Here is a 21187-nt window from a genome sequence, read left to right as displayed (position 1 = left end):
CGTCCGCAGCCCGATGACCTCGCCTACGTCATCTTCACCTCCGGCTCCACCGGCCGCCCCAAGGGCGTCGCCATCCCGCAGCGCGGCCTCGTCAATCTCGTCCATGCCCAGACGGTCGCGTTCGAGATCGGAGCCGGCGACCGCGTCCTGCAGTTCGCCTCGCCGAGCTTCGACGCGTCGGTCTCCGAGATCGCCACGGCGCTCTCGAAGGGCGCCGCGATCGTCACCAGCGACGCCGACACGCTGCGCCCCGGACCGTCCCTGGCGACGCTCGTCCAATCCTGCGCGGTGACCCATGCGACGCTGCCGCCGACAGCGCTCCGCGTGATGGAGCCGGACGATCTCGCCGGCTGCCGCGTCCTCGTCGTCGCCGGCGAAGCCTGCCCCGGCGACCTCGTCGCGCTGTGGTCGCCGCATCGCCGGATGCTGAACGCGTACGGGCCGACCGAAGTCTCGGTCTGCGCCAGCATCAGCGCGCCGTTGTCGGGCGACGCGCCGCCGCCGATGGGCGCACCGATCGAGAACGCGCGCATTCACCTGCTCGACGCCCAGCTCAACGAGGTACCGATCGGGGTTGCAGGCGAGGTGTATGTCGCCGGCGCGGGGCTTGCGCAGGGCTATCTCAACCGCCCGGATCTGACGGCGGAGCGCTTCATCGCCGATCCGTTCGGACCGCCGGGCACCCGGCTGTACCGCACCGGCGATCGCGCGCGCAGGCAGGCCGACGGCACGTTGGAGTTCCTGGGTCGCGCCGACCAACAGGTGAAGATCCGCGGCTTCCGCATCGAGCCCGGCGAGATCGAGACGGCGCTGCGACGGCACGACGGCGTCGCCGCTGCCGCGGTGGTGCCGCAGGAGCATCCGCACGGGCGGCGCCTCGTCGCCTATGTGGTCGGACGCGACGGCGTTGCGCCGTCCGTCACAGAGTTGCGCAGCCATCTCGGCAGCCTGTTGCCGGACTACATGGTGCCGGCGTTGTTCGTCAGCCTCGATGCGCTGCCGCTCACCCCGAACGGCAAGCTCGACCGCAAGGCGCTGCCTGAGCCCGATCTCGCTGCTGCGTCCGAGGCACCCCACCGCGCGCCGCGCTCACCGTCTGAGCAGGTGCTCGCCGCGATCTGGGCCGAGCTGCTCGGCCACGACACGATCGGCATCGACGACAATTTCTTCGCGCTCGGCGGCGATTCCATCACCAGCATCCAGATGGTGACGCGCGCGCGACGCGCCGGGCTCGTGATCACGCCGCGCGACGTGTTCCAGCAGGGCACGATCGCGAAGCTCGCGAGCGTTGCAACCGCGGCCCAGCAGGTCACCGCCGACGATCGCGCGGACGGCGGCCCCATTCCGCTGACGCCGATCATGCGCTGGCTGCTCGAGCGCGGCAGGAATGTCGACCGCTTCAGCCAGAGCATGACCGTGCGGCTGCCGCGCGGCCTGACGTCGCAGCAACTGATCGCCCTGCTCGATGCCACGTTGTCGCGCCATGCCATGCTGCGGTCCCGCCTCGCATTCGATCCGATCGATGGCAGGCCGTCGCTGCACATCGCGCCCTCCGACACAGCGCTGGCGCGGCGCCGGCTGCGCGAGATCGACGTCGCCGCGTTGACGCCGGAGCAGCGCGCGCAGCGGATCAGCCAGGAGATCGGCGCTGCCGAGGCGCGTCTCGATCCCGCAGGCGGCGTGATGCTGCAGGCGGTTCAATTCACGGCCAGCGTAGCTGATAACGACGCGCTGCTGCTCGTACTGCATCATCTCGCCGTCGACGGCGTGTCGTGGCGGATCCTGATCGAGGAGCTCGCCGCGTCGTGGCACGCTACGACGGCCGGCCAGCCGGCTCAGTTGCCTGCGCTCGGCACCAGCTTCGGGCAGTGGTCGCGGCTGCTTCAAGCGCGGTCGCGATATTCCTCCGTGCAGGCAGAGCTGCCGCATTGGCAGCGAACATTGGCGGCAAGCGCCGCTCCCCTGCGGCTGACGCCGCCCCGCCAGCCCGTTGCGAACAGCGTCAAGCATCTGACGCTGACCTTGCCGGCAGCGGTGACTGCGCGCGTGATGAGCGAGGCGCCGCGACGGCTCGGCGCGCGGGTGCTCGACATCCTGCTTGCGGCTTTCGTCACGACGCTCGCCGATGGCGATGCGGCAGCGCAGACCATCGTGATCGACCTCGAAGGCCACGGCCGCAACGAATTCGACCCTGCCATCGACCTGTCGCGCACCGTGGGCTGGTTCACGAGCCTCTATCCCGTTCGCTTCGACCTTCCCGCCGGAGATTCCACGACCACCGCCGGCGACGCCGAACGCCTGCTCGGCGCGCTGCACGCCGTGCAGTCCGGTCTCGCCGACGTCCCTGACGACGGGCTCGGCTTCGGCCTGCTGCGCTACCTGGACGAGGACGCGGCGCGGACGCTCGCCCGCCTGCCGACGCCGCAGGCGGGCTTCAACTATCTCGGCCGTTTCTCGACCGATCATGTTGCGGATTGGAGCATCATCCCGACGGCACTGCCCGGCGACCTCGTCGAGCAGGCCGAGTTGCGTCCGGCCCATGCGATCGAATTGAACACGGTGGTGATCGGCCAGGGCGCCGACGCCCGCCTCAGCGCCACCTGGTCCAGCGACCGAAGCCTCGTCGATGACGACGTCGTGCAGGTGCTCGCGACGCGCTGGTTCGCCCTGCTCGAGCGCCTTGCCGAACTGACGCCGGCCGCGCCGCATCCGGCCGCAAAGCCGTCGGTCCGTCAGCTCCGGCTGTCGCCATTGCAGCGCGGCCTGCTCTACGAGAACCTGTCCGATCCCGTCCGTGCCGACGTCTATGTCGTCCAGCTCGAAATGGAGTTTGCAGGTGAACTCGATCGCGACCGGCTGCGCGGCGCGATCGCCGCGCTGATCGCGCGGCACGACAATCTGCGCGCGGCGTTCCGGGCCGACGACAGCAGCGGCTTCACACAGAGCGTCGTGTCGGCGGTCGATCTGCCCTGGCGTCAACTGACGGTCGACGCTGATAGGAACTTGCAGGCGGCTCTGGATCAAGTCCGCCACGATGACCTGACGCGCCGCTTTGACCTGGCGGCTCCGCCATTGCTACGCAGCAGCCTGGTCAGCGCCGGCACGACCAACGTCCTGATCCTGACGCTGCATCACATCCTGATCGACGGCTGGTCGATGCCGATCGTGCTGCGCGAGCTGATGCAGCTCTATCACGGGAAAGCCGAGCTGCCGCCGGCGGTGCCGTTCAGCCGCTATCTCGACTGGCTCGACCGTCAGGATCGCGCCGCGGCGCTGACAGCCTGGCGCACGGCCTTCGACGGCTGGAGCGGGCCGCTGCTGGTCGCGCCGAACCTGCCGGGCCAGATCACGGCAACGCAGACCGACGTCGCGCTCGACGAACACGAAACCCAGCGGCTGGTCGCAGCCGCGCGCTCGCTCGGGATCACGCTTGCCACCCTGATGCAGGGCGCCTGGGCGCTGTGGCTCGCGGCGCGCACCCATCGCGACGATGTCGTGTTCGGCATCACCGTCGCCGGGCGCGACGCCGCGCTCGACGGCGCCGACCAGATCGTCGGCCTGCTTGCCAACACCGTCCCGTTGCGCGCACGCGTGTCGCCCGCGCGCACGATCAAGGCGTTTCTCAGCGAGCTGCAGGATCGCCAGGCGGCGCTGATCGCCCATCAGCATCTCAGCCTCGGCGAGATCCAGCAGATGCTCGGCACCGACGCGCTGTTCGACACGCTGCTGGCGTTCGAGAACTATCCGCTCTCGGCTGATGCCATCGACAATGCCGAAGCGTTGCGCATCACCCGGGTGCAGGGGCGCGACGCCAACCACTATCCGCTGAGCCTGGCGGTGCTGCCCGGACCGCGGTTGACGCTGCGGCTTCACGTCCGGCCCGGTCTGTTCGACGGCGCGTCCGCGACCGAGCTGATTGCGGAGCTGCGCAGGCTGCTCATGGCTCTCGCTGACGATGGCGACATGCCGATCGGCCGCGTGCTGGGAGCCCACGCGAGCCGCGATCCGCGGATTGCGGCCTGGAATATGACCGCGCAGCCGGAGCCGGCAGGACACGTCCTCGATAGCTTCCTGCGGCAGGCCCGCGTCGCGCCGTCCGCGCCCGGCCTGATCTGGCGCAACGAGACGTATGACTATGCGCGGCTGGATGCGATGTCCGGCCGGCTCGCCGGCCAGCTTGCGGCGCGCGGCATCGGTGCCGACGATCTCGTCGCGCTGCATCTGCCGCGCTCCCCCGCGCTGCTGATCGCGATCCTCGCGGTGCTGCGGATCGGTGCGGCCTACCTGCCGATCGATCCATCGCTGCCGCGCGATCGCATCGGCTACATGCTGGATGACGCCCGGCCCGCGCTTGCCATCACTGCCGACGCGTCGGCGGATCTGCCAGCCCCGGTGCCAGTCCTCGCGATCGATCTCGGCGCTGCGGCTGCCGCGCCCGCCTTGCATCAGGCGAATCCGCTCCAGGCCGCCTACCTGCTCTACACATCCGGCACGACCGGCCGGCCCAAGGGCGTGACCGTCACCTATCGCGGCTTGGGCAACCTGCTGGCGGCCGTACAGTCGGAGCTCAAGCTCACGCCCGACGATCGCTTCGCCGCCACCACCACGGCGGCGTTCGACATCTCGATCGTGGAATTGCTGCTGCCGCTCGTCACCGGCGGCTGCGTCGTGCTGGCGGCCGAGGACGAGGCCACCGCTCCCGACCGGCTGGCGGCGCTGATCGCCGCGGCCGGCGTCACCGCGATGCAGGCGACGCCGACGGTCTGGAACATGCTGACCACCGCAGCGCCCGGCGCACTCGCCGGGCTGAGGGTCGTGAGTGCCGGCGAAGCGCTGACCGAGGCGACATTGCGCCGTCTCGCCACCTGCCGCGTTGCCAGCGTTCATAACTACTACGGCCCGACCGAGACCACGATCTATTCGACCATGATGCGGTTCTCGGCCGACGACGGCGGACGGCCGCCGATCGGCGCGCCGATCGCCAACACCGTCATCCGCATCCTCGACGACTGGCTGGCGGACGTCCCGGCCGGCGTCGAAGGCGAGATCTACATCGGCGGCGTCGGGCTCGCGCGCGGCTATTGCAACCGGCCCGGTCTCACGGCCGAACGCTTCATCGCCGATCCCGGCGGCCCGCCCGGCGCGCGGCTCTATCGCACCGGCGACCGCGGCCGCTGGCGCGACGACGGCGTGCTCGAATGCTTCGGCCGCGTCGATCACCAGATCAAGATCCGCGGCCTTCGGATCGAGCCCGGCGAAATCGAGCACGCGTTGCAGCGTCATCCGGAGATCGCCGACGCCTGCGTGATGGTGCGCGAAGCCCGCGGCAATCCGCAGCTCGTCGCCTATGTGGTGCCGCGACACGGCGACTGCCCTTCGCTCGACGCGTTGCGCGGCCATCTCACCTCGTTCCTGCCGGACTACATGGTGCCGTCGCGCATCATCGATCTGCCGGCGCTGCCGCGCAGCCGCAGCGGCAAGGTCGACCGCGCCGCGCTGCCCTGGTCCGAAGCGGAAGCGGCCGAGCGCGCGCGCCGTGCGCCGGACACCGTCACCGAGAAACGCCTCGCGGAGATCTGGGCGTCAGTCCTCGATCAGGATCACATCGGGATCGACGAGGATTTCTTTGCGCTCGGCGGCGATTCCATCCTCGCCATCCAGGTGGTGATGCGCGCGCGCCAGGCCGGCCTCGTCTTCAGTGCGCGCGACATCTTCCGGCAGCCGACGGTCGCGCGCCTGGCGGCCCATGTGCAACATCAGGCCGCAGCGGCGCCGGCGGTCCGCACGCCGGATATTTCGTGGCCAGAGACGGAAGAGCTGCAGCTCACACCGTTGCAGCTCGGCCTGCTGCGCCACAGCCTCGATGACGACGCGGCCGGCGCCTATCGCATGCAGACCGCGATGATCATCACGGGCAGCCTCGATGAAGCGGTCCTCCACGCCGCCTGGAAGGCGGTCGTGGCCCGCCATGCCGTGCTGCGGACGACGATCGGCGAGCGTGACGGCCGCTACGTCATGGTTATCAGGCCCGATGCCGAGGCACCATGGCAGACGCGCGATCTCAGCACTGACGACGATCCCGAGCAGACGCTGCGCGATCTCCTGGCGCATGACATGACGACGCCGTTCCGGTTCGACGGCACGCCGCTGCTGCGGCTGATGCTGCTGCGCCTCGCGCCGGATCGCCACGCCCTGGTGATCAGCAATCATCACGTGCTGCTCGATGGCTGGTCATTGTCGCTCGTGCTCGAAGACCTGTTCGTTGCGCGCGCGGCCCTTGCCGCCGGCCGTATCGAGGCGCTGCCGCCGCGCGCGCCGTTTGCCGCGTTCGTCCATTGGCTCGCCCAACGGGATCGCGAGGAGAGCGCAAGCTTCTGGCGCCAACACCTTGCCGACGCGGCGACGATGGCGCGCATCTCGCTGCCGACGCCGGCCCGAGGCAGCGGCCAGCGCGCCTTGAAGCGGATGCTCGGCGAGGACAGGTCGACCGCGTTGCGCCATGCGGCACGGCGGCACCATGTCAGCGCCAACACGCTGCTCCAGGGCGCCTGGGCGATGATGCTGTCGCGCCTGTGCTCGTCCGAGGAACTGGTGTTCGGGACCACGATCGCCTTGCGCCCGCCGGAAGTGGAGGGCATCGCGCGGATGGCGGGGCTGCTGATCAACACGGTCCCGGCGCGGATCAGGCTCACGGAGCAGGCGAGCGCCGGCGAGTGGCTGGCGCGGCTTCATGCCGAGCAGGCGGAACGGATGAGCTACGCATATGCTGGCCTCGGCGACATCATGCGCTGGACCGAGCGCGCGGAGGGCGAGCTGTTCGAGACCCTGATGGTGTTCGAGAACCAGCCGGCCACGTCGATGGACGGGATGCTCGACGATCTCTCCATTCGCGCGCTGCCCGTGGAACAGCATACGCATTATCCCCTGGCTGTCGCCGTCGTGCCGGGCGACTCCTATGAGCTCGCGTTCAGCTACGACGCCGGCCGGTTCGCGGCGGAGGATATCGCGCGACTGGCCGACGACTTCATCGCCGTCATCGAGCGCCTGGCCGCGGCGGACCGCGATCTGCCGCTGCATCGCCTGCTCGGTGCCGACGCCAGGGATCTGCAGCAGATCGCTGCCTGGAACGCGACCACGCCGGTGGTCCTTGCCGAGGAGACGCTGACCGAGCTGCTCGACGAAACCGCCCGGGACCATCCCGACGAGCCGGCGCTGATCGGCGATTTCGGCCACCTGACCTATCGTGAGCTGCACGACGCCGCCGATCGCCTGGCCGGCCGGCTGCGCGATGACGGCGCGCGCCCGGGTGAGTTCATCGGCATCGCCTGCGAACGCCGGGCCGGCTTCGTGACCGCCGCGCTGGCAGCTCTCAAGGCCGGACTCGCTTACGTGCCGCTGGATCCGTCCTATCCGCCCGACCGCCTCGGCTTCATCATCACTGACAGCCGCGTGCAGCGCGTGCTGACCGATGGCGCGGCGGCCTGGCTCCCTCCGGCAGTCCGCCGCATCGGCATCGACGAACACGACGTGCCTGCTGCGACCGGCGATAAGCCTCGCCAGCCGCGGCCCGCGATCTCGGCCGACGACCTTGCCTACTTGATCTACACGTCCGGCTCGACCGGACGGCCGAAGGGCGTCATGGTTCCGCATCGCGGCGCCGCTAACCTGATTCGCGCCCAGCGCGCCGCGTTTGGCGCAGGGCCTGGCGATCGCGTGCTGCAATTTGCCTCGCCCAATTTCGACGCCTCGGTGTGGGAGATCTGCATGGCGCTCGGCAGCGGCGCCGCGCTCGTGGTCGGCTCGCCCGATGACCTGCTGCCGGGAGACGCTCTTGCCGACTTCGCCCGGCGGCACGGCGTCAGCCATGCCACCCTGCCGCAGAGCGCGCTCGGCGTCATGGCACCGCGCGATCTCGACGGTTGCCGCGTGCTGGTGGTTGCCGGCGAGGCCTGCCCGGCCGAGACGGCACGGCTGTGGGCTCCCGGCCGGACCTTCATCAACGGCTACGGCCCGACCGAAACGACAGTGTGCGCCTCGCTCAGCGCTCCGCTCGCCGGCGACCGCACGCCGCCGATCGGCCGCCCGATCCTCGGCCTGCGCTGCCACGTGCTCGACGACAGGCTCACTCCGCTGCCGATCGGTGCCGCGGGCGAACTCTACGTCGCCGGCCGCGGCCTTGCGCGCGGCTATCTCGATCGCCCGGGCCTGACCGCCGAACGCTTCATCGCCGACCCGTTCGGCCGACCGGGCGAGCGACTGTATCGGACCGGCGACCGCGCTCGCTGGCTTCCCGACGGCACCCTCGAATTCCTCGGCCGCAGCGACGCTCAGATCAAGCTGCGCGGCTTCCGCATCGAGCCGGGCGAGATCGAGGCGGTGTTGCGCCGGCACGCGACGGTGGAGGCCGCGGCCGTCGGTCTCGAGGCCAGCCGCGGCGATCAGCGTCTGGTGTGCTGGTGGTCAGCGAAAAGCGGTGCCGACGCTGCGCCGTCCGAACTTCGCCGCCATCTCGCCGAGCACCTGCCGTCCTACATGCTGCCGGCACAGTTCATCCGGCTCGACAGCCTGCCGCTCAACCCGGCCGGAAAGATCGACCGGCGTGCGCTGGCGACGATGCACGGTTCGGATGTCTCATCCGATGGTCGCACCATCGCGCCCCGCGACAACATCGAGTTCCGGCTGCAGGCGATCTGGCAGGAGCTGCTGCAGACGCCGTCGATCGACGTCACCACGAGCTTCTTCGAGCTGGGCGGCGACTCGCTGATCCTGATCCAACTGATCGCGCGCTGCCGCAATGAGTTCGGCCTCAAGCTGCGAGCCGGCGACATTGCCGCCGACCCGACCATCGAAGGCATGGCGCGGCTGTTGCGCGGCACGGTCCCGGCGCAACCGGCGAAGGCACTGGTGACGCTGCGCGGCAACGGCGCCGCGCCGCCGCTGTTCTGCATCCATCCGGCGACCGGAACGGTGTTCTGCTATCTCGACATCGTCTCGCGCCTGTCGGTGCCACGCCCGGTCTATGGACTGCAGGATGTCACCGGCCGCAACGCGGGGCCGGCGAGCCTCGTCGAGCAGGCGCAGAGCTATCTGCGGGAGATCCGCAGCGTTCAGCCGCACGGCCCCTATCATCTCATGGGCTGGTCCTTCGGTGGCGTGGCGGCCTTCGAAATCGCCCGCCAGCTCGCGGCGGAGGGAGAGACGGTGGCGTCGCTGCTGCTGCTCGACGCGCCGGTCAAGCCCGCGGGCGGATGGGAGGTCAGCAAGGCGGAGATCATTGCCGACCTCACGGGCGAGGCCTCCGACGACGCGACGCTCGACTATGCGAGAGCCGCCGCGGTGCTGAGCCGCAGCGGCGAGTTTCCGCCGGACATCACCGCCGCCCAGGTGGAGGAGATCGTCGAGGCTTATGTCCGCTGCGGAAAGCTGCTCGGCACCTATCAGCCCACGCCCACCATGGGACACGCCACCTTCTTCCACGCGCGTGTGCGCGGCAATCCGGCTGCGCCTGCGGGCTGGCGCGAGCTGATCGGCGGAGAGTTCGAGCTGATCGAGCTCGATTGCGATCATGATGGTCTGATGCGCGGCCTTCATGCCGAGCGCGTGGCCCGGCGGGTGGATCAGTCATGACCGAGCATCGTTCCTCACCACTGTCGCATGTGACGCTCGAGGCGCCGATCCTCCAACGCCTGCAGCGCGCCGTGGCCGAGCAGCGCATTCCCGCACCGAGCCCAACCTACGATGAGGCGCGGGCCTGGTTCGCCATCGACACCGGGGCGGATCAGTCGGGCATCGTGGTTCGCGCGGCCCGCGAAACCGATCTCGCCGGCCTTGTCGCACTGGATACGGCCTGCTGGCCGGAGCCGCTGCGCAGCCGGCCGGAACGCCTCCTGCGGCGCATCCACCAGGCTTCTGGCGATCATATCGTGGTGCTGCGGCAGGAGCGCATCATCGGTGCGATCTACACGCAGCGGATCGCAGATGCGCGGGCGTTGCGCGATCTGCCCGCGGAACAGTTCGAGACGCTGCACGCGCCCGACGGCATGGTTGCGCAACTGCTCGGAGTCTGCGTCGATCCTGATCACGCCCAGACCGGCCTCGGCGAGGCGCTGGTGCAGTTGGCGCTGCGGCTCGCCCGCGCCGCCGGCGCGACGACGATCGTCGGCGTGACGCTGTGCCGGGACTTCGCGGCCTCTGACGACGACATCATCGCCGCCTATGTCGCCCGCCGCGATGCCAACGGGCTGCCGGTCGACGCGATTCTGCGTTTCCATGCCGCACGCGGCGCTCGCATCGTCGACGTGCTGCCCGGCGCCTTCCCCGGCTACGCCGCAGGCGGCGAGGCCGGCGTGCTGATCGAATACGACGCGGACCGCCTGGATGCGATCACCACGAGCAGCGCCGGCCAGCCCATCGTCAGCGCGCGCGATCTGCCCGAGATCGTCGCCGCAACCTTGCGCGATGTGCTGGGGCCGGCGCGCGCGAAAGATTTCGCGCCTGGACGCACCTTGCATGCGATGGGGCTGGACTCGCTCGACCTGCACAGCCTGAGGGCCGGGCTGAACCGCGCGCTCGGCACCGCGATCGATGCCACCTTCTTCTTCCGTCATCCGACGCCGGAGCAGATCGTCAACGGCCTCACCGCGCCATCCTCTGCGCCGAAACGTGCGGCCGCCCCGCGCGGCAGCGCCTCATCATCGACCGCTCGCCACCAGCAGACAGGCCAGACCGCGGCGCCGGTGGCGATCATCGGGATGGCGTGCCGCTTCCCGGGCAACGTGACCAGCCCGGAGGAGTTCTGGACGCTGCTCAGCGAAGGCCGCGATGGCATCACCGATGTCCCGGCAACGCGCTGGAATGCAGACGTTCTCTGCAATCCCGCCGGCGGTCCCGGACGCATCACGACGCGGCGCGGCGGGTTCATCGCGGATGTCGATCAGTTCGATCCCGGGTTCTTCGGGCTCTCGCCGCGCGAGGCGTCGGCGATGGATCCGCAGCAGCGCCTGCTGCTCGAATGCAGCTGGGAGGCGCTGGAATCCGGCGGCATCGATCCGACCACCCTCGCCGGTTCGGACACGCAGGTCCTGATCGGCCTGTTCGGACACGACTATGAGCGCATCGCCGCCGCCGCGGGACGGCTCGACGGCCACTACGGCACCGGCAACGCCGGATCGATCGCCTCCGGGCGCATCGCCTATACGCTGGGGCTGCAGGGCGCGGCGCTCTCGGTCGACACCGCCTGCTCAGCCGGCCTCGTTGCCGTGCATCTCGCCGTCAAGGCGCTGCGCGCCGGCGACTGCCGGATGGCACTGGCAGGCGCCGTCAACCTGATCCTTGGCCCCGAGCTCAGCATCGCCTTCTCGCAGGCCAGCATGCTGGCGCCCGACGGACGCTGCAAGCCGTTCTCCGCCGAGGCCAACGGCTATGTGCGCAGCGAGGGCTGCGCCGTGCTCGCGCTCAAGCGGCTCGACGACGCGCTGGCCGACGGCGACCCCGTGCTCGCCGTGATCGAAGGCAGCGCCGTCAACAATGACGGCCCGAGCAACGGCCTCACCGCGCCGAATGGCCTGGCGCAGCAGGCCGTCATCCGCCGCGCGCTCGACGATGCCGGCATCGCCGCGTCCGACATCGACTATGTCGAAGCGCATGGCACCGGCACGCCGCTCGGCGACCCCATCGAGTTCAACGCACTGGCCGCCGTGCATGGCGGCCGCGAGCATCCGCTGCTGATCGGCTCGGTGAAGAGCAATATCGGCCATACCGAAGCGGCCGCCGGCCTCGCCGGACTGATGAAGGCGGTGCTTGCGCTTCGTCACGGCGCCATCCCGCCGCAACTGCATCTCGGCGCCGTCAACCCGCTGCTCGACCTCGCCGCGATCCCGGCCAGCATTCCAATCCAACTGCAAGCCTGGGAGCGGCGCGACGGCCGGCGCCGCCGCGCCGCCGTGAGCTCGTTCGGCTTCTCCGGCACCAACGCGCACGTCGTCCTCGCCGAAGCGCCGCGGCCGGACGACCGTCCCGACGATCCGCGGCAGCACCATCTGCTCGTCCTCTCGGCGCGCTCGCCCGCGGCGCTGCACGAGCTCGCGCGCCGCTACCTCGATCATTTCGCATCCGTCGGCGGCACGCAGGCGCCGGGCGACATCGCCGCGACGGCGGCCGCCGGCCGCAGCGCACAGCCGCATCGGCTCGCGATCGTCGGCAGTGGCCCGGGCGACTGGCAACGCGAGCTGAGCAGCCATCTCGCAGGAGAGCCGTATTCCGACGTGATGGCGGGCACGGCCGGCAACGCGCCCGTGGTCGCCTTCCTGTTCACCGGACAGGGCTCTCAATATCCGGGGATGGCCGAGGAGCTCGCCGGCAGCCATCCGGGTTTTGCTGCCGCATTGCACGAATGCGCTGAGCTGTTTGCGCCGTTCCTCGACAGACCGCTGCTGGAGATCATGAACCCCGCCCCCGGCGAGCCGGACATGATCGCGCAGATGCGCTACGCGCAGCCCGCACTGTTCGCGCTCGAATATGCCCTCGCGCGGCTGTGGATCGACGCCGACATCACGCCGGCCGTGGTGATGGGTCACAGCCTCGGCGAAGTGACGGCGGCGTGCATCGCCGGGGCGCTCGACCTTGCCGAGGCCGTCGAGCTCGTTGCGATGCGCGGACGGCTGATGCAGGCGACGCCTGACGGCGCGATGGGCGTCGTGTTCGCCGACGCCGCCTTCGTCGAGCGCCGCGTGGCCGGCCAGGAGGTCGTGATCGCGGCCTACAACGGCCCGCAGAATTGCGTGATCTCGGGCGCGCCGGCCGCGGTCGAAGCCGCGCTCGCCGATTTCGCCCGCGAGGGCATCGAGGTCCACCGGCTGCATGTCTCGCGCGCGGGTCACTCGCCGCTGATGGACGGCATGCTGGCGCCGTTCGGCGACACCTGCCGCAGGCTGCATCCGCGGCGGCCGCGGATCAGCATCGTCTCCAACGTCACCGGACGATTGATCGATGACGAGCTGATGGACCCCTTGTACTGGGTGCGCCATGTGCGCCAGCCGGTCCGCTTCCGCGACGGCATCGCGACGGCCGCTGCGCTCGGCGCCAATGTGTTCATCGAGATCGGGCCGCGGCCGGTGCTCACCGGTGTCGCCCGCGATTGCCTTGCCGACAATGCGGTCGCGCTGCTGCCGAGCCTGGTGCCGACGGAGTCCGCGTGGCAGACCCTGTCGCGGGCGGCAGGCGAGCTGTTTGTACGGGGCGCTGAGATCAATTGGCGCAGCCTCGATTGCCGGCCGCCGCGGCGCGTCGCACTGCCGACCACGCCGTTCGAGCGCAAGCGCTACTGGATCGACCCGAGCTCGGACGCAGAACCGCAATCATCCCCACGCGTCGAAGTGCCGACACCCGATCCGGCCACCCTGATCGGTCCGATGATCCCGCTCGCGCTGGACGGAGCGGTTCATGCCACCAGGCTCGGCGGCGGCCGGTGGCCGGCCCTGGAGACGCACCGCATCGGCGAGAGCGCGACGCTGTCGGCGGCGGCGATGCTCGCGATGATGATCGAGGCGCATGGCAGCGGCCCCGGCGGAGCCTGCCCGATCAGCCTCGCGCCGCTGCGCCTGTCGTCGCTGGTCTTTCATCGGCCGCTGCATCTGCCGGATCACGGCGTCGACGTGCAGACCGTGCTGCTGCCGCAGGGCGCCGGGACGAGCCGCGTGCGGATCGCAAGCCGTAACGCTGCGGTGAGCTGGACGGTTCATGCCGAAGCCGAGATCGGCGACGTCGTCGTGGACGGGCTTGGCACGGCGACGGCAGAGCTCGACGCGCTCCGGCATGAACTAACAGACGACACGATCGATCGACTCGCCGAACGGCTGCGTGCCCAAGGCTGCGAGCCGGGCATCTCGATCGCGAGTCTCGCGGCTCTTACGACCGGCCGAGGCGAGGCGCTCGGGCATATCGGCGCCGCCGACGTGCCGCCAGCGCTCGCCAGTGCGATACGGCTGGACGCGGCGCTGCTGGCGGCGCAGGCCGCGCTGCCGGTTGCCATCCCTTGCGGCATTCCGGCCGGATGCGAGCGCATCGACCTGCTCGGGGACATAGGGACCATCGCCTGGTCGCACGCGCGGCTGCGCAGCGTCACGGCCGACGGCAGGGCCGCCGTGGTGGACCTCGATGCCTCCACGGCCGATGGCGCACCGGTGCTGCGCATCAGCGGCCTGACCTTCGTCCGTGCCGTCTCGGCGCGTCCGGCCGAGACCCTCACACGCAACTTGCACGTGGTCGAATGGATCGACGCGCCGCAGCGCAAGCTCCCGCCGCGCCCCGCCGCGTCGATGGTACGGCCGTGGCTGCTGCTGGCCAATCACGCCGCGCAGGCTCTACTGCTCGCGACATCGCTCGGCCGCCGCGGCGTCCGCTGCATCGTCGCGACCGACGATGTCGACGGCTTCCGCCATCTCGACGACGGCGTCGAGGCCGTGATCGATATGCGGGCGTCGTCCGCCGAATTCACGGCCGAAAGCACGCCGGCCGAGCGGCTGACGACGATGGGACCACGCCTGCTCGCATTGTTGCAGCGACTGACCCGGCTCGCGCGACCGCCGAGGCGGCTGTTCTCGCTCAGCCGAAGCGCCATGGCGGCCAGCGCAGAGGACCGGGTCGACGTCGCGCTCGCCGCTTTGCAGGGCCTCCCTCTCGTGCTCGGCCGTGAGCAGACCTGGCTCGGCATGCGGCTGGTCGACATCGACGCCTCGGCCCTGAGCGACGCCGCCTTTGCCGACTGGCTGATCGGCGACCTCAGTGACAGCGCGCCGGCGGAATGGCTGATGGCATGGCGCAACGGCCGCGCGCGCGTGCCGCGGCTCCGCGCGTCCGGCGCAACGGCCGCGACGAGGCCACTGGATCTTACCGGGCGAACCCAGCTGATCGCCGGCGGCGGCGCGCTCGGCGCCGCACTCGCCCGCTGGCTCGCCACCAGCGGCGCCACCCACATCGTGATCGCGAGCCGCTCGGCCGAGGCGGCAGCGCGCGCGCTTGCCGATGAGCTGCGGGCGCAGAACGTCACGGTGATGCTGCGCTCGACCGACCTCGGCCGGCGTGACGAGGTCGGCGCATTGCTCGATGCATGCAGCCGCGACATGCCGCCGCTCGGCGGCATCTTCCACACCGCCGGCAGCCATGATGACGGCGTGATCGAGACCCAGAGCTGGGATCGCATCAGCGCGGTGCTTGCGGCCAAGCTCGACGGCGCCTGGCATCTGCACGAGCGGACCCGCGGCCAGCCGCTCGACCATTTCGTGCTGTTCTCCTCGGCGTTCGGACTGCTGGGTGCTCCCGGCCTCGCCGGCTATGTCGCCGCCAATGCCGGACTGGACGCGCTCGCGCACCATCGCCGCGCGGCAGGGCTCCCGGCGCTCAGCATCAACTGGGGACCATGGTCCGGCCCCGGCATGGTCGGCGCCGGCGAGCGGGCGACGCAGCGTGAATGGACCCGTCAGGGCCTGCGCGAGATGCCGGTCGAAACCTGCCTCGCGGCGCTCGGCGAACTCATCAGAACCGATCTGTCGCAGGCGGCGGTGCTGGACGTCGACTGGGCGAAGTTCGCCAGCGCCTGCGCCGGCGCGCCGCCGGCGCTGGTCGATCCGTTCGTCACGCCGCAGCCCAAGGCGACGGCCGGCGCCGTGCCGTTGCGCGTGGTCCGGCCGGAGCCTTCGGCGGACGACCGGCTGCGGCTGGAGCTTGCGCGCCTGCCGGCGCGCCGCCGCCGTGCCGCGCTCGCCGATCATCTCGCCGATCTGGTCGCCGCGGTGCTCGGCTTCGCTGGTGCTGCCGAGATCGATCGCACGCGCGGCTTCTTCGCGCTCGGCATGGACTCGCTCGCCACGCTGGACCTGCGCAACCGCATCCGCGCCAGCCTTGGCCACCGCATCGAGCAGACCATGCTGTTCAGGCACGGCTCCGTGGACCAGCTCGCAACCTTCCTCGACGCCGAGCTGTTCGATCGGCCGTCAGAGCGGACCGGAGTGCGGGCATGACGCGACGACGCGCCCCCATTGCCATCATCGGCGCCGGCTGCCGCCTGCCGGGAGGCATTGCCGACCTCGACACCTATTGGGATCTGCTCCGCTCCGGCCGCGATGCCATCGGCGAGCTGCCGGCGGGCCGCTGGGACAATGACGCTCTGTTCGATCCCGATCGCCGCGCGCCCGGCCGCACCTATGTGCGGCGCGGCGCCTTTCTCGACGATGTCGACGGCTTCGATCCAGAATTCTTCAACATCAATCCGCGTGAGGCGGCCTCGCTGGACCCGCAGCAGCGGCTGCTGCTGGAGGTCGCATGGGAGGCGATCGAGAATGCCGGCGTGCCCATCGGGACGCTGCGGGGCAGCCGCACCGGCGTGTTCGTCGGCATCGGCCAGCCGCAATATGGACCGCGCGAGCTCTACGGCGGCGATCCCGCGTGCATCGGTCCCTATTCCGGCACGGGCGCCCTGCTCTGCTTCGCGTCGGGACGGCTGTCGCACGAGCTCGGGCTGAACGGACCGAGCCTGTCGCTCGACACCGCCTGCTCCTCCTCGCTGGTGGCGCTGCATCTGGCCTGCCAGAGCCTGGAGAACCGCGAGTGCGACCTCGCACTGGTCGCCGGTGTGCATCTGCATCTGACGCCCCAGGTCACGCTGTTCCTGTCGCGCACCGGCGTGCTCGCGCCGGATGGCCGCAGCAAGGTGTTCTCTGCCGACGCCGACGGCTTCGGCCGCGGCGAGGGCTGCGTCGTGCTCGTGCTGCGCCGGCTGGAGGACGCTGCCGCAGACGACGTGCTCGGCGTGGTGCGCGGCGCCGCGGTCAATCACGACGGACCGGCCAGCGGGCTCACTGTGCCCAACGCAATCGCGCAGGAGCAGGTCATCCGTGACGCCCTGACGGCGGCGGGTGTACCACCGGAGGCGGTCGGCTATGTCGAGACCCACGGCACCGGCACGCGGCTCGGCGACCCGATCGAGCTTGAGTCGCTCGCCGCCGTGTTCAACACGCCGCAGCGCACGACGGAGCTTCCGCTCGGATCGGTCAAGAGCAGCATCGGCCATCTCGAAGCCGCGGCCGGCCTTGCCGGGGTCGTGAAGACGCTGCTGATCCTGAAGCATCAGCAGCTGCCGCCGCAGCCGGGTGTCGGCACGCCGAACCCCGACATTCCCTGGCGCGCCCTGCCATTCACGCTGCCATCGCGTCTCGAGGACGCGCGCGCCGAGTTGCGCTTTGCCGGCATCAGCTCATTCGGCATGAGCGGCACCAATGCGCATGTCGTCGTGGAGCGTTCAGATCCCAGGTCGGAAGCGGAGCCCGTCTCAGTTGCGCATGCGTCGACGCTGCTGTTGTCGGCGCAAGGACCGCAAGGGCTGACGCTGCTGGCCGGTGCGATGCGCGACCGGCTCCAGGGCGTCAACCAGAATGAATTCGCCGGCATTTGTTCGAGTATGCTTCGGCACAGGACGCCATTGCGGCACCGGCTCGCCATCGTCACTGATCAGCCTGACCAGGCGCGAGCCGCGCTCGATGCAGCCGTCTCGGGCAGTCGGCATCCGGCGCTGCTGATCGGCGAGGCCAGCCGCCGCAGCGGACGCGCGGTCGCATTCCTCTTCACCGGCCAGGGCGCGCAGCGCCCGGCGATGGCGCGCGCGCTGCACGGCTCCGAGCCGGTGTTCCGCGACAGCATCGAGCGCTCGATCGCGCTGGCCGCGCGCGAGTTCGACGTGCCGCTGCGTGATCTCCTGCTCGGCGACGTCGACCCCGCACAACTGCGGCGCACCGGCTGGGCACAGCCGGCGCTGTTCGCATTCGGACTTGCATTGGCCGAGCTGTGGCGCGCCTGGGGCGTGGCGCCGGATGTCGTGCTCGGCCATAGCCTGGGCGAGTATACTGCGGCCTGCGTCGCCGGCGCCTTCAGCCCTGAAGACGGCTTGCGCCTGGTGTGCCGGCGCGCGGCCCTGATGCAGTCGCTGCCCGAGGGCGGCGCCATGGCGGCGGTGCGCGCCGATGCCGGGCGGCTCGGCGCGCTGGTGCAGCGCTATGGCGGCGAGGTCGAGATCACGGCGACGAATGCGCCGCGCAGCGTGACCATCGCGGGGCCGACGCGGGCGATCGACGATGTCATCGCGCGCTGCGGCCGCGACGGCGTGGCCGCGCAGCGCCTCGACGTCTCCCACGCCTTCCATTCGCAGGCGATGGAGCCGATCCTTCCGGCGCTGCGGCAAGCAGTGTCCGAGGTCCGGTTCATGACGCCGGCCGTCGAGCTGATCAGCAATCTCACCGGCGCCGCCGTGAACGCCGACGACATCGCTGATCCCGAGCGCTGGTGCCGGCACACGCGCGAGCGCGTGCGTTTCGAGGACAGCCTGCGGCAGCTCGCGGAGCGCGACGTCACGGCCGTCATCGAGATCGGCCCGCAGCCGGCCCTGATCGGACTCGGCCGCCAGACCCTGCCCGATGCGGACATCTTGTGGCTGCCGAGCGTTGCGCCCGGCGCCGCCGATGCCTGGCAGATGCGCCATTCGCTGGCCGCGCTCGCCGTCGACGGATCGGCGGCCGATGTCGCAGCCAGCCAGCCTCCGGCGCCACGCGTGCCGCTGCCCAATACGCCGTTCAACCGGCGGCCGATCCGCCTGGCGCCCGCGGCCGCGCCGGCCACGCCGGCACCGAACAACACGCGGGTGATCGGCCGCAGGCTCGCGCTGCCACAGTCGCATGGCGAGGCGCGGTTCGAGACGGAGCTCGCCGGACGCGATCCGTTCCTCATCGAGCACCGCGTGTTCGGCGAGGTCATCGTGCCCGCCGCCTGGCATCTCGCCATGATCTTCACCGGCCTGCGGACACTGTCTGCAGCCGGCCCGCTGACCTTGCGCGACGTGACCCTGGTGCAGGCCGCGCATCTGCCGCCGCAGGGCATCGTCATGCAGCTCGTGCTGACGCCGGAGCCTGGCGGCCATCGCATCCGCCTCATCAGCCGGCGCGCCGATTCCGATCCGTTCGACGACGAGGCCTGGACCACCCACGTCACCGGTCGCGCCGATCTGCCTCTCAGCGCTCCCCGCGATTGGGAGCGGCACGGCGGCGCGCCAGCTCGATCCGGCGCGCTCGATGGTAGAGCATTCTACGACGACCTCGTGGCACAGGGCTTCGACCTCGGACCGTCGTTTCAATGGGCCGATGCGATCCACTGCGATGGCCGCGAGCTGACAGCCGAGCTGCGGCGTCCCGCGCATCTGGTCGATGTCACGGATGCCATCATTCATCCCGGGCTGCTGGACAGCTCGTTCCAACTGCTCAGCCGCTTCTGGGACCGCCGCGACACCGACATCGCGTACCTGCCCTTCCGCATCGATCAGCTTCGCCTGTGGCCGCAGCGCATCGATGCCGCGCTGGGGTGCGTCGCCTGGCGCGAAGACGGTCTGAGCGCTTCGGGAAATTCTCCGACAGCGGGCGTGCAGCTGATGATGGGCGACACGCCGCTGCTCGAAGCCAGCGGCTTCGTGTTCCGCGCCGCCAGCCGGCGCGTGCTGACCGGCGATACCGCGGCCGCATCCGGCAGAGCACCAATCAAGGCTGCGTCCCCGACATCAGCGATGATCTCCGTTGCGGGGCGCCATGCCACCGACCGCAGCCGCGCCGCGATCGAGCGGCATCTGCGCGAGCTGCTCGGCCATGTTCTTGGACTGGCCGATGCCGATACGATCGCGCCGCGGACGCGGCTGTTCGATCTCGGCCTGGATTCTCTTGCCGCCCTGGAGCTGCGCGAAGATCTCGGCGAGCGGCTGGGGGCGCCGCTGCATGCCACCCTGCTGTTCGACTATCCGACCATCGAGGCGCTGCTCGACCATCTCGGCGGCCTGTTTGTGGATCCCGCTGCACAGTCCGCACCTGCCATGCCTCAACCGGTCGCGACGGCCGAGATCGACGATCTGTCCGAGGAAGAGGCCGAGCTGTTGCTGCGTCAGGAACTGGAGCGACTGCAATGACGTCATCTCGCCATGATCAGCCGGTGATCGCGACCTATGATGCCGCCGATCTGCCCGCACGCCGGGACGAATTGCTCGAGCGCCGCCAGCCGGCGGTCATCTCCGGCCTGTTCAAGGGACAATTGCTCGGCGAGCTGACCGACGCGCAGAAGGTGCGCGAGGCGCTCGGCGACCTCCAGGTCATGATCGGCGTCAACTACATCGATGCGCATCTCGCCAACATCCGCAACTTCGTGCAGGGCAGCGGCGCCCCGATCGCAATCGACAAGAAGCCGGGCCTGCTGCGCGACTATCTCGATCTGATCGAGCGCGAGCCCACGACGCGCGCGCTCACCAGCGAGCAGCCGACGCCCGAGAGAATCCTGGACGATTGCAATCTCGGTGCGGTCGGAATCGAGAAGGTGCATGGCGGCTACGGCAATCCGCTCGCGCAGCGCAGCGCGAGCGAGGCGCATTCGCTGATGTTCGTCGCCAATGCCGGCAACGCCTCCGATCTCCACACCGACTGGGACGGCCGCGACGTCCTGCTGCATCAGGTGTTCGGCCGCAAGCGCATCGTGCTGTTTCCGCCGAAATCCGGCTTCAAGCTGTTTCCCATCGACATCTTCTCGACCGTCGCGGTCAACGCGATGGACGATGCCGAGCGTGCGGCGCTGATCGCCTATGCCGGCGGCGTCGAGGTCGTGGTCGAGGCCGGCGAGACCATCCTGATGCCGGCGTTCTGGTGGCATCACGTCGGCTATGTCGATGCCGCGATGTCGGTGAGCTTCCGTTTCGGCGGCGTAACCGATCCCGACGCGGTCGCCCTGATCGGCAGCGTGCACCGCGATTGCCACATCCAGAACATCGTCGCCGGCACGTTGGATCCACGCCGTGCGGAGGCGAGCAAGGCCGCCGCGCGGCGGCTGCGCGCGGCTGCGGCCGAACCGGCGCCGAGCGCACGCGAGAAGTACCGTGCGATGCGCATACTCGCCGCCGAATGCTATCGCAGCACGCTGCTTCCGGGCGAGCACGCGCCGGCCGAGCCGGTGATCACCGCCGAGGACTTCCTCGATGGCGCGCTGTGCGCCTTCTACCGGCGCCCGCCCAAGGGCCCCGCCTGGCGCCAGCGCCTCTGGCAGAAGCGAGAGGCTTTCAACGAGGCCATCCGCCGCTTCGGCCGGCGGCTGGCCTATCAGGCGTGACGCAGCGATGGTC

Annotated in this window: 4 protein-coding genes; all 4 read left to right on the top strand. The window is 70.3% G+C overall.

Going from position 1 to position 21187, the window contains the following annotated elements; translation table 11 throughout:
• Positions 1-9627, top strand: a 9627-nt coding sequence (locus tag ACQR1X_RS15740; protein ID WP_434899178.1) for an amino acid adenylation domain-containing protein, incomplete at its 5' end; no start/stop codon positions are given.
• Positions 9624-16016, top strand: coding sequence for an SDR family NAD(P)-dependent oxidoreductase (locus ACQR1X_RS15735; protein ID WP_434899177.1), 6393 nt, complete (start codon positions 9624-9626; stop codon positions 16014-16016). The genes ACQR1X_RS15740 and ACQR1X_RS15735, both read left to right, overlap by 4 nt.
• On the top strand, positions 16013-19990 hold the full coding sequence (locus tag ACQR1X_RS15730) for a type I polyketide synthase (protein WP_434899176.1): 3978 nt from the start codon (positions 16013-16015) through the stop codon (positions 19988-19990). Before ACQR1X_RS15735 ends, ACQR1X_RS15730 begins: the two co-directional genes overlap by 4 nt.
• On the top strand, positions 19987-21174 hold the full coding sequence (locus tag ACQR1X_RS15725; protein WP_434899175.1) for a cupin-like domain-containing protein: 1188 nt from the start codon (positions 19987-19989) through the stop codon (positions 21172-21174). Before ACQR1X_RS15730 ends, ACQR1X_RS15725 begins: the two co-directional genes overlap by 4 nt.
• The last annotated feature ends 13 nt before the right edge of the window (positions 21175-21187 follow it).

The sequence above is a fragment of the Bradyrhizobium sp. HKCCYLRH3073 genome (assembly GCF_051167995.1).
Classification (GTDB): domain Bacteria; phylum Pseudomonadota; class Alphaproteobacteria; order Rhizobiales; family Xanthobacteraceae; genus Bradyrhizobium.
This window is presented reverse-complemented; position numbering and strand designations above follow the sequence as displayed.

What these genes read in the sequence shown, in the direction of transcription:
- ACQR1X_RS15735 (WP_434899177.1), top strand. Translation starts at nt 9,624, where the DNA reads ATGACCGAGCATCGTTCCTCACCACTGTCGCATGTGACGCTCGAGGCG.
- ACQR1X_RS15730 (WP_434899176.1), top strand. Translation starts at nt 16,013, where the DNA reads ATGACGCGACGACGCGCCCCCATTGCCATCATCGGCGCCGGCTGCCGC.
- ACQR1X_RS15725 (WP_434899175.1), top strand. Translation starts at nt 19,987, where the DNA reads ATGACGTCATCTCGCCATGATCAGCCGGTGATCGCGACCTATGATGCC.